Raw genomic sequence first — 13,207 nt, forward strand, 5'->3', positions numbered from 1 at the left:
ATTAATTTATTTTGATATTATACACTATTCTTGAATCTGAAACTTCATAAAGGGTTCCATTCCACACTTTATAAACAAACTGGAAATTCAGTTGTTCAGCAGTAATTGATTGTCCTGCATTCATCACAATAGCCTGGGCGTAATCTTTGGAATAGATCACTTTATAATTCTGGTCTACTGTTGGCTTTCCGCCTCCTGCTGCAACTTTCATCACATCAATCATCCCGTATTTATTATCTACACTCCTATTAATGTATTCTAGTGGAATTTTAGGATGGTTAAATGGTTCAGGATTTCTGATCAGTAGGGCAACTACATTTCCTGTTGTCGAATCTATAATCTTATTAAACTCAGTCGTAGGCGCGTCCTCTAATGGAGCAATGCCAAACAATCCCTGAAGAATCCTGTCAAATGGATGTTGATACTGAAGAGCAATCGCTTCACTCAATGGATTCGAAGTCCCCTGAATAATATCCCATGCCGCTCCAAGTTTATTCGCTGCAATAGATCTTTCAATCTCATAGACAGCCTCTTTTGTTTTTGCGGTACCGTTCTCATCGGTATAAGGAATATAGCAACTGTTTACCTGCTCTGGAAAATCCTTATAACGCGAAGTCTGGAATACGAATTTGTGAACCTCTTTCGCATATTTCAGTTTGAGATCTTCCGTAATCTGGGAAATATTCACCTGCTGGTTCCCCCAATAGAAGTTGAGTACCTGAGCTGTATAAAGCTTTTGAGGCTTTAATCTCTTAGGCGTAACAATACGGTAATGAGATTTTGGTTTTACCAAGGTTACAACTCCTGTACAGTTTTCCCCATTGTTCAGCATGTTAAAATACTGATCTAATACCGGAGGGATTGCAGGATTATCATCTTCTTTCCATTCTTCAATGGTTTGAGGAATATCTACCTGAGAAAGCTGAATATTCTCCTCAGTAGTATCAAGTCTCGGCGGATTGATAATGGATATACCTTCCACAGGATCTTTGATAATGATTTTCATTGTTCCTCCACGTTTTCCTAATCCCTGGTAATCTTCCCATCCATCAAGTAATTTGGAAACATAACTTGAGGTGAAATACATCGAGATTTTTGTGGTTACGTCATCATAGAATAAAGGCTTCGCATTCACAATATTTCCGTCTGCATTCGGATATGACCTCTGATAATCAATATAAGCTCTCAGTGAAGTGTGCGGATATAAATCCGGATGAGGCGTAAGATCTCGCTGAACAACATTTCCATTAGGATCACGGATGATTCCTACTGTATCTTCCAGAATATTATTGGAATTGGCTACCGGAATATCTCCATAAGTAGAATCTTTATCCAAATGGAAGAATCCTAGCGGACCTCCGGTACGGAAAGCATATGCATAATCAAAATTCTGCTGCCCTTGTCCATTATCTACCGTGTCTTTCAGTTTAAATCTTACAAAATAAGAAGTATCAGGTCTCCAGATCGGTTGAATCGATTTGGTAATCGCATCTACGGTTGCCTGTGCGTCCTGCGTGATTGCTCCCTGAGATGGAATATGGATATTGTAATCATAATCTTCCACAGATAACCATTTTATTTCATGGAATAAGGTAAAGCAGTTCTTTCCTCCATCACAATTACCTAATTCTGATAAAATTGATAGAATCTCCTTACAGGCATTGTCGAAAGTAGTTTTATAATGAATATAGGCCTCAAATCCATTTTAATAATGGTTTCAATCGTCCTGATTTGTCTGTTAAGAATTTCGTTAAGATAATTATATCCCGGATTATCTTTAATAAACTGATATAAAGCATTCAACAGTGGAGAGCGGCTAATTGAAGGTTCATTACTAAATTCTCCATATTCCTGAGCAGAAAGGTTATTGCTTAGATTACATAAGTTTTTATCCTCACATAAGTTCATTTCTTTCAGCAGGCTGTTGATCTGTTTTAACTTTGTTCTTAAATTATTGAAACGGGCTACTATTTCTGCATAATTTAAAGGATTCTCATCGCTATATTCCCTTAAATCTTTTAAATACTCATAGTATCTCTTAACATTTATATCAAATATTTTGGATGAAATACCAGATGATTCCAATTGGTTCAGGATTTCTTCAAAAATACCTGACTCAAAATTTTCTCTGATCAATTGAACATAATTATACTGGTCTACTCCCGGTGAAGTACCTTTGATGTTAAATGGTAAAAAGAAATTATTATTGTAATATCTTACCAGATCCGGGAAAAGCCTGCAAACGATTTCATATTTTTCTGTTCTGGTTCCTTCACATCCTTTTGATCGTAATTCCTGAAGTCTTTTTTCCAGTCCGTAGTACAGGTCAGGATCACGAGGAGTTACCTGGTCAATAATTCCACCCTGAGCAAGAGCATCCTGGTATCCCAGATCCATTAATATTGCCATCTGTTCCAATATAAGATTGATCTCTGCACTATCAGTAACATCCGGAGTAATCACAATTTTGGTGATCCCATTTTGCAACCCGCCCGGTCCTGTTACAGGATTCATAAGTTCATCCCTGTCATAGTATTTTTCTATAATATCATACTGTACAAAGGATTGGCTATCGTCAATTATCGGGCTATAATAGGCTACAGTTAAACCTGAACTGTAAGTGCTTAGTTTCAGCTCAATATCAGCAGAAGGCGCAGGTAACATGATTGTAAGCTTCGAATGGTTTTTAAACTGTAAGGATTTTACAAAACCATAATTGTTTATCGCGTCAGAAACTTTCGCAGAATCTCCCTGCATAGTAATACTTCCGTCTGGATTTACGGTATACTGTACATCTCCTGAAATCTGGTAAGAAGCTCCTTTACTTTGGAAGAAATTATTCGTAGATGCATAATACATTGTATCCAACGGCTTTTCCAAAAAATCTGAAACAGAACTTTCAATATGCTGCCCTTCACAGAACAAGGTAGAAGCAGTTACTCCATACTGCTCAGGAATAAACCATCCCGGATTTCCCTGTTCAGTATAAGAGAACGGTGTGGTTCCCAATAATCTGATCGCATTATACTGATTATCTTTTTTCTGCCATTGACCAGCTTTCAGGTTATCTAAAAGCGTGTTGGATGGCTCTATTGCCTTGAAAGGATTATAGTTCACCCATCCGGATCCGTTATGGGCTTTGATTTCGATATTTTCCAGCGTATACTGGTGTTTTACCTGTCTTAATTCCAGACCTTTCATCACTTTATCAGGTGGAACAAGATCCACATAATGATCCGCAGGATTTGTAAATCCTCCTACTACAGCATTGGTTGCCGCTGTTGGTAGCAATCCTTTGGTAGTTTTGATATCGATATAGGTATCCAAAGGAACAACATTATGGATGGTATTTGGATTAAGGGAATCCGCGCTGGCAGCATTCACCTGTAGCAGATCAAACGTTTCATTGGTAAGCATACTGATCCCTTTTACAAGTCCTTCAACCTGCTCAGGCACCTCTGTAAATGGATTAACAGGAGTTCGGTCCACTTCCTTATTAAATTCCCATTTCAGCTCGATCTTCGCTTTGAACTTAAGTTTAAAGAATAAGATCTTCACTTTAAATTCCACGGTAAATGCTCCATAAATCATGAATGGTCGTGGAGACTCTACTGCTAGCAGAATTGTGACCGCTGCATAAATACGAATAATTTTTACGTTGATATCAATAGCTAATCCCGCTTCAAAGTAAGCTCCCATCTGAGGTTTCTGGAAACTTATCTTACCTCCAAGTTCAAGATAAGCCAGTACAAAAATACTTACCGGTCCGAATTTTCTGTCGAATCTAAATTCGCCTCTTGCTCCGGCCTGGATTCCTTTTCCTGAAATCATCAAAAATGCTTTCAATGTAAACAGATCCTTTAATAATTTCGCGGAAATTGGTGCCTGCTGTGTTCCAAAATTGATGTACCACGCAGAAGGATTGTTAAAGAAGAAACCAGCCTGAATTTCGGCATAGATCTTAATAATATCTCCTGAACTTTCTGGGAACTTATAATCAGCTCCAAAACCGAACTCTAAAGAATTATCACCGAAAATAAAGAAGGCAAAGAATGGCGGATCATCTGTAAAAGTCACCCTTTTTGATAAAAGTTTCATTCTGGCATCCACCATTACCATAGATGGCAAGGATAATAAAAGCATTGCATTAGCCGAAATAATACTTCCGTTGGCTACGGTATCTCCAAGCAACGCGCCTACTCCTAAAGAGAATGGGAAACTATAATGCTCCGTCTGATCCGGTCTGCTGAATTTATTCACATTCACCCCTCTCTGAGGTGCTGTATAATATTGGTACCATGTATTTTGAGAAGTCATTCCTATTGCTTCTTTCTCTGCTACATAACGGTAGCCCAACAAACCTCTGAATCCGAAAATTGATACCGGACCCAATGGAATCGGGTTTGGAAGCTCAATATTGGCGTCGATAAGGAATCCCGGATATTTTGGAGCAAGACGCATATCTACTCCTCCCGCGATACGTGGATTTTTAACTTTTAAGCTAACTCCGCCTTTATATTCCTGGAATTCTCCCGGCTCAGGTATGGATAACCAACCTTTAATGGCCACGTTAGGATCACTGGAATTGGCTGGAATTACCATATCTACGTGAATCGTCTGGATATGCAGGTAAGCATCGTGTGATTTTCCAGGACCATCATCTATTGTATAATAATATTTGATTCCATCTCCACGGGCATCAACACCGGCAATACCGATACTCACCCCTCCATCGAAACCAAAGTAATTATATTTACGGATCACTCCACCTTTTTCTCTTTCATGAGAACCAAAATGAATCGCTGTAACCGAAACTTCTACAGGACCGATTGGGATCTTGATAGGTTTTGGCAGGGTAAGGTTTCCTCCATTTACACGGAAATCAATATGACCGTCACTGTAGATTCTTAAAGTAGAAATACTTAGTGTTTGCCCTTTTAATAGGTCACCAAGAAAACCTAAAAATTCTACATCAGCCGATGCTCCGATGAAAAGTTTTCCGTCTTCCTTTCCAAGTTCTACTGATTTTAGGTGAAGCTTAAAAACGTTTGGTAAGGTTAAAGTTGGGTCAAAAGGCGGTACAGCTGCTGCTGTTAAAAGAAAATCTCCATTGGCGTCTATATGTCCCAGTACATCTATTTTAGCACCATTTCCGTTAGAATCTGTAAATTTTGGGATATCTAACTGGGCTTTAATATTAGATGAAATAACATCATTTTGCTTAAAAGTAATGTCAAAAGAGTTGAAGCCAATTCTCCAGCTTCCCATGTTTGCGTATAAATAATCATCACTCGTTGTAGGAGTTCCATTCACCGCTTCTAATGCTACAGTTCCAGAAATCCCTCCCGTTCCGACGAGTAAATTACGTCCCGCGATACGAAGTGTTGTATTGTTAACGTTATTGAACCATTTAGGAGGAAGTGTGATGGCAGCATACTGAGCGTACACCCCCATAAAGTTTTGAGGTCTGCCGTCTAAATCTGCTTCCAGGATATTTTTATTTTTGCTCAGATCCAGTTTTGCTTTGACAATATCTATCCCCAATCCGGTATTTCCAATTTGTGAAGGATGATTTAAGCTAACGGACATTTCTTCCTGAAAGCTAATTCCTCCCTGAGTACTGAAATCAAGACTTCCCACGTCAAAGACCATAATACTTTGTTCCGGCTCAGGAATAGCATTTCCTGAATTATCTACGGGAAGTAAAATATTTCTTGGAAAAGCAAGACCCACCGATAAGCCTAAAGAAGCTTCAATTTTCGGAACGATAATTTTCTTGATATAGTCCTGAATACTTTCTCCTGTCACACTCTGTGCCAGGCTATTTAAGTTATCCGTATAAGTTGAATTATTACTGGATAAAATATAAGTCTGGTTGATGACTTCCTGGATATCATCTGTTATAAAAGTATTTGCAGTTACAGATGTACGGATGTCTTCAGCCATATTTAAAGAGTCACTCTCCGCAGGATAAGGGATCACATTACTTCCCGAAAGACCGTAATGCTGATTAATTTTATCAACAAGATTTTTATATGCCTGCCATCCCTGGCTTCCTTCAAAGACCTCTACTGATGTCTGCATTAAATCAGAATCTCCCAGGTTCAGGGTTTGATTAAGGATATTCTGTAATTCAGCAGGTAAATAGGAGAAACTTTCAAGGTTAAAGTTGCTGATTAAGGCCAGTACAGGCCAGTTATAATTTAAAGTAAGCGGAATCAGGGTTTCTCCTGCGCTTCCGGGGTTGATCACAATAGAAAAGCCTGATCCGAAAAGATCTAGTTTCAATTGTTCTCCAGTGACCAGAACGATATTATAATAGCCCTGGGAACCGTCGTTACTCTGAACATATTGCAGTTCTTTGTAATAAATTTTGTCTAATACATTTTGTAGTCCGTTTTCCAGAAATTGCAGTTCTTCCGGAAAATTGTCAATCGTAACCAATGTACCTATATTGGGGTAAAAGGATTTTGTTGCCATGGTGTTTTGGTGTTTGTATGTTTAAGCGACATGCTTATTTTATTAATTTGTTACTTAGTTTTTGATGAACTCTGTTAGATCTATTGCATTGTTTTTTTGTTTGTTATTGAATGAAACATTTAAATAGGTAATTGGTTTTTGCCTGAGAAATAAGGCACTGAGAATAATGTACTACTGAAATGAATCAGTAATAGCATTCCAAATTTCAGAAAGATGAACAGGGATCTTGGAAAGTAAAAGCGATTAGAACCTTCTCTGATAAAAGATGTTTGCTACATTGAAATTTCTCTGTTTTTCTTATTTGATGACATTATAATACTGTTCATAGAGGTCCTATGAATGTTCTTTAGTCCTATAGCTAGAGAAATAAAATAAACAGGTGCTATTCTATACTACGTACGATAAAGTATTTGAATTTTTGAAACTATATCACAACTTCAATAATCCATATAAGAACTACCATACTATTAATTGATCTTCCGGAAAATTTCCTCTACTTTTTTTGGGGTAATTTTTTTCGCATTTGAAAATTGAAGCGTTACAACCTTTTTTCCCATCTCTTTATCTAAATAATCAGGCTTTTCTTCCACACTGAGAAAATAAGTACCGGGTACAAAATGAAAATGGTTCAGATAAACAACTTCTCCTTCAGATAAATTCCGTTTAAAAGAAAAATAAATGGTCATTAATTTTTCATTATAGACTATTTTTAAAACACTTACATCATTAAGATTATTATAATTAGGATATAAAGGAATATAAATATATTCTGTCTCGCCTGAATTATGATTTTTATAATTATTAACTGTCTGCTTCGTTTTCATATCATCCGAATATTTATGCGAATAAGAATAAAATGAGTAGTCTTGGATAACAGACGATAAATCCGAACTCAAATCAGAAATTTTTATCGCAAATCTTTGAGGTACAAATTGTGCATGAAAGCAACTTGTTATAAAAAGTACTAATGCTGTAATGTAGTTTTTCATAGTCTTATAAATTTGTAATCACCTGTTTTAAAACATCTTTTAATATAGTGGTCATTTGATTCCTTTCACTTCTGCTTACGTCAGTCTTATTAAAACCAACATGAATATGCCCTGTTTTAAGACTTGGATTATACTTTGTTCTTAAATAGGCTACTCTATAATAAATTTCATTAGATAAATAATCTCCTCCCGTACCTTCCAGTGCTTTAAGTTGATCTGCGGTACCAAATGGATAATTAGTAATATCAGGAAAAGGAACTAACGAATTTAAATTTAAATTATCAAATAATTCCTGACTGCTAAGAAAATTTCCATTTTTATAATATTTTACTACCGCTTTTTGATGTAAGGCGATTTTACTTGGATTCGCATTTTTGAAACTTTGGAAAGGCAAAGTAGTACTTATAAATTCATAATTATCCTTATCACTTTGCAGTAAATAACCTGACACTCCACCATTCTTTTTGTTATTATCAGGATTTCCAGGTTCTCTGAATCTTGAAGAAAAGCCATCAATATTAAAATAATCAGCACCTCCATAACTAAACGTGATAACCATTTTAACCGGTTTATAGCTACTGTGACCAGGATTTATATATTGACTAAAAAAGTCTTCAATCCAACCTTCATTGAATTCCTTAAATCTTACCGGAAAGATAGCTGATTTTATAATTGCTTTCTTACTACCATTAATAATAACCTCATCGTTTAAAGCTAAGGCAATATTACCAGAAGGATTGGAAAGATTAAAATCATTATCCAGGCCGGAATAACCACCCGGAAACGCTGCCCGGAAAGGATCATACCCTGAAATGAGAATTGGAATATGCCCAGGATGTGTAGAGAAATCAGGTAAATTTGAATCGTGTACTCCTCTTGATATTCTTTCTAACAGATCTAGATATTTTTCTGCATCATTGTATGAAATGAAAGATGATAAGACCAATGGATGCTGCTTAATGATTTTCCGCATTTTTAATCTCGCAAGATATAATGCTCCATCTTTATTATACATTCCGCTTGTTGCGGTTCTAATTTGGGAACGGGCAGTATCCAGTAACTCCTTCCCTCTTTGCTTAATCTTATTTTCTATCTGAAGTTTAAAATTTGAGGTCGTCAGTGCATCTAAGTCTGTTTTAAATTGATCTACAATTGTTTTCAAAGAAGACCCCATAGTCTCATACAAATAACTGAAGGTTGAGTTTGGATCTGATCCATTTAGTTTTTTATTCCATTCGCCTGGCGGAGAATCCGTTACAGAGTTTAAATGAAATATCTCTTCTTCATTTAACTTTGAACCTAATTCAATTACTGTATTACCAGCATATCCCGGAGAAGTAAAAATCATACCATCCCTTGAATAGATCTCTTTATATACTGTGGTTTCAGTATAATTTCCAGCATTATTAAGGCCGGCAACTACTAAATTATATTTATAGTAAGCTTCGTAATCCTGATCCCTCAATCGATTTCCTTGAAGTTTTAATTTCAAAGTCTGAATATGGTAGGGAGATAACTGTGAAGCTGCAGCTGTTTTCAGATCTTCAAATTCTGATTTTTTGAGACCCAAAATGAGAATATTCTCCTGCACATTTTTTACTGGATTGTAAGCTAACGTCGCAATAAAATTTCCAGCAGTTGGTTGCAGGCTATATTTTTCAATCTGAAAGTCCGAAGAAAACTTCTGAATGGTTTTAATAAAAGACTCATTTTTGCTGGTTGCCCCCTTGAAATTGAATGCATTATTATTCTTGCTCCCTATATTTGTAAAATAATATTGCGGCACCGCATAAAACAATACGTTATCGTTATCCGGAGGATTTGGTCCCGTAGCAAGATCGGTTTCTGCAACCATTCCTGTCAGCATAATACCCCCAAAACCATTTTTATTGATAGAATTTAATACAATTTCTGTATTTCCGCTGATTAAAGAGGAACTTACAACAGTTTGAATTGTTTCTGCTGATTTTTTAACGATCAATTTCACTTTTTTTCCGACTCCAAAAGCCGTAACATTGGAAAGATCTATATTTTTCGCAATAACTTTCTTATTTTGATAATCAAAAGTTACTGCGGCTTCAATAGTCAATGCTAATGTATCTCCAGCTTGCAGTGATGATGGGAAATTTTCAAGAACTGTGATCTTAGTACTTGTAGAAGTTGGATTCTCTACTTTAGAAACATTATACTCACCAACATTCTGAGCATTGGCAACATTTACAATGTTTACTTTATTGGTAATCTGGGCATCTATTTTTTTGTTGATAGTGATTGTCTTCTGGGAATTGTCAAGGTTACTGATTGCCTCTTCCATTGTTCCCGAAATAAATCCCTGGTTCAAACCATCAAAATACTTATAGTGATCGCTTCCTATCCATTGTACACCATCCTGGCTATTCCAGGGAATACTTATATTGATAGGGCCAAACAAATAATCGGTGGAATTTTGTTGAGGAAAAGCATCCACTCCGTCGTTTATCCTTACCTGTTTAATGTAGTCTAGTTTTATGATCGTTGCCATCTGCTCAGCGGTAGAACCAGGCACATTAGGGATCTTAAAAGACACAGTATTGGTAAATTCGGAAGCAGAAGCAGCCAGTAAGTTGGTTTCGTCCGCAAAATAAACTCTATTAGTAGTCGTATTACCTAAAGGTGGGTTTACTACCGCATTAGGAATAAGAGGAATATTCCAACCCGCAAGCAACGGTTTTTCATTATCATTCACTCTTAAAGCCAGAAAAACGTCATTTTCGGCTGTTGTTCCGGGAGTAATAGCTACCATATGGACTGCCCAACCATCCGTATAATATTCCTTATTGGTCATAGAAGCAGCAGACTGTCCAATCTTGATATTCTTAAAAGCATCGGCTCCAGTTCCTTTATAATTATTGTAGTAATTGTAAGAATATCCGTTTTCATTTCTTATATCGAGATATACTTTATTTTTAGTAGAGAATTTCTGTACAATATTTTGAAAAACTAAAGCTGGCGTATTGGCTACTAATTTTGCATTAGTATTTGATCTATATTCTATTCCGCCATCGATATTGTGATGGAATCCGTAAAAAGCGGCAGGATCAACAAAATGCCTCGCCAGATCCTTGATCCATTTTTTTTGTACCGGATCAGAAATAGAGGTTACGTCTAATTCGTGATTTCCTCTTTTTGCAAGTTCTACTGTCACAAAAAATTCAGGATTTTCAAGAACAATTTCTATACTCACGTTATCTGTAAATTTACCGAGGTCTGTTCCGCAATCAATAGTAAAAAGCTGAGAAGAAGGGGCCAGGTTTTTAAAGAAGAATTCATCAATATTCTTTGTTGATGCTGGAGCGAGCTCATTTCCAAATAATGCTTCTACCGGGATTGCGGTGCCTGCAGCTCTTTGAGCCTGGATGGCCTGCATTTTTGTTAGCAATTCACTACCAGATGTTTTTACTTTATTGGCAGGGTCGGAAACAGTCGTACCTTCTAAAAATTCTGAAGTTTTTAAACCCCTGTAAATAATGTATTTAACAGGCAGCTTGGTATCTTTTTGATCATGGGGACGCAATATAAGGTTAACCTTATTGATATCGGTTTGTTGTTGTAATAAAATCGTTCCCTTCAATACGGCATACACATTCTGATCTCCGGTAGCTGTAAAGGGACTGCTGACTTTAAACTTATCCGGGCCAGAGGCACCATACGACTGTCCAGGTGTCTGGCCAGGAGCTGGGGATGTAAAATAGGCTAATGATGGCATATTATAAGTTTTTAATTAGATATTATTTTATAGGTTAAGTTTGAAACAACTTCTCAAAAGCTGAATCACAAGAATTCATTGAACGCTAAGTACCTTTAAATCCTTATTGTAAGGCGCCATTTACAACGAAGTGATCTATAAGCCGGTTCAATTATTCAGTTCTAAAATGAGGGCAAAAAAATGTGGAAAGTCATTAGAGTATTCATGATTAATAATAATTTTAGTGATTAGTGGATGTATTGGTTTGTTGAAGGTGAATAAAAGATCTGCAGGTCAATCTCAATCAGCAATTGATTATTGATTTTTATAATGTTTAAACTTTTACAAATCTATCAGGCTGTAACGACAAAAACTGACGTGTTTTTTATTATTTTTTATTTTTAAAGTTTTCATTAAAAATCAATAATACCTTTTAATTTTTATTATTCTTTGATTCTAAAGCAAAGCTATTTACCAAGGACGACAAAACTCGACGCTTTATATTTTTTCTAAAAAATACATGGCAACAAAACAGGTAAAAAAAGATCGCGGAACAAAGTCTTCAGACTTTGTTCCGCGATCTGGAACTATAAGAATCAATAAGATAATATTTTACTTTTTACTGACCTTTAGATGAATATCTTCCTCAAAACTCCCTTTAAAAGTATCATCATAATCGCTTTCAAAGATCAGCTTTCCAGATGGGTCATAATATTCTGTCCTGCTTTTAAATTGAGCTGGCCCGCTATGATTCTGTTCATTACATTTATAGCTCTCAAATAATGGATGGCTGATACAGGTAAAATAGGTTTTAGTGGTATTTACAATGGGTTTAGCATCTGATCCTGAAAAATACGCTCTTATTTCTTTCTTAGCTTTATAATCTATTGTTTCTTTTGACCTAACAAGTATAGGTTTTCCATAATTTGCAATAGTGATATCATCTGATAAAGTATAATTGGGATTCACACTTTTCTTCTCTATTTTTATAAGGATCCCCTTATCATAATACAAAGTCTCTTCAATATCCATTGGCTGGTTTCTTTCCGCAGAACCTTTGTATTCATACTGGGAGCCATCGGGAACAAAACATTGCTCCCCTTTTTCAATTTCCGTGTAATATGAATCCAGAAGGGTAAATTGACATTTTTTTGGTGGAAAATACACAAAATTACTTTTCTTATATACATTCCCCTTATCATCTTTATCTTCTACTACTGTCGCAAAATTTTTGTCTGTTAAATCAGATGAAATGGTCTTAGTCCGGTTATGATCATACTGGTAAACAACAACCTTGGTTAGCTTCCCCTTTTCAAAAAAATGAGTTTTACCAATACCTCCGTTTTTATTTCCATTTTTATTATCATAAATGTTCTGTACTCCTTCAATATATCCTTTTCCTTTACGGTAATATACTGTATCTTCAACTATAAGTTGCTCTGATGGCCAGGTTTTTATTTCCCTTCTCCATTTGTTTGAGGCGATTGGAATATAATCTTCTGCATAGCCTTTCATAGCCTCTCGTGCATCCTTTCCTTTTTCTATAATGTAAAATCTTTGTTTAACCAAAGAATTAGACTTGTAGTATGCCGAAGGGTTTCGGGTATCCACCAAAAAAGGAGATCCGTTTTTAAAGCTTTCAAATACAGTATCATATTTCCTGTTCTTAACCTTAATCTTATAAAACCCATTTAAGGGTTTTGATGTCAGCTTATCAATAGCGATCGTATCATAGAAAACAGTCGATCCCTGAGTAAGGTAAACATTCCTGATATATTTTACTTGTTGTTCTTCGATCGTAGTGATTTTGTCACTACCAGATACTATGCCGGGATTCATTACCACTAAAGGAGAACGGTAAAAATCTCTCTTATCACCACGTGGGATTTTGCCGTCATACGAATGAATGAGAGCGTATATACTATCATTTCTTTCTGCAGTTTTTTTGGGTTTGTTCTGTCCAAAACATACAAAAGAAATAGAAAAAGTGATAAGAAAGATTATTGATTTCATA

Annotated in this window: 5 protein-coding genes; all 5 read right to left on the minus strand. The window is 36.0% G+C overall.

Going from position 1 to position 13,207, the window contains the following annotated elements:
* Position 1 precedes the first annotated feature (1 nt).
* Positions 2-1,564, minus strand: a complete 1,563-nt coding sequence (locus CEY12_RS07455; RefSeq protein WP_089027093.1) for a hypothetical protein — start codon at positions 1,562-1,564, stop codon at positions 2-4.
* A 59-nt stretch (positions 1,565-1,623) separates the two neighbouring features.
* The gene (locus CEY12_RS07460) at positions 1,624-6,480 is read right to left on the minus strand and encodes a hypothetical protein (RefSeq protein WP_089027094.1); all 4,857 of its coding nucleotides are present in this window, start codon (positions 6,478-6,480) and stop codon (positions 1,624-1,626) included.
* Between the two features lie 467 nt (positions 6,481-6,947).
* Positions 6,948-7,304 carry a hypothetical protein gene (locus tag CEY12_RS07465; protein ID WP_172821018.1) on the minus strand — a complete coding sequence of 119 codons (357 nt, stop codon included), beginning with the start codon at positions 7,302-7,304 and terminating at the stop codon, positions 6,948-6,950.
* A gap of 169 nt (positions 7,305-7,473) precedes the next feature.
* Positions 7,474-11,214, minus strand: a complete 3,741-nt coding sequence (locus tag CEY12_RS07470) for a hypothetical protein (protein ID WP_089027096.1) — start codon at positions 11,212-11,214, stop codon at positions 7,474-7,476.
* Positions 11,215-11,805: 591 nt separating this feature from the next.
* On the minus strand, positions 11,806-13,206 hold the full coding sequence (locus CEY12_RS07475) for a hypothetical protein (RefSeq protein ID WP_089027097.1): 1,401 nt from the start codon (positions 13,204-13,206) through the stop codon (positions 11,806-11,808).
* Position 13,207: the final 1 nt, after the last annotated feature.

The sequence above is a fragment of the Chryseobacterium sp. T16E-39 genome (assembly GCF_002216065.1).
GTDB lineage: Bacteria > Bacteroidota > Bacteroidia > Flavobacteriales > Weeksellaceae > Chryseobacterium.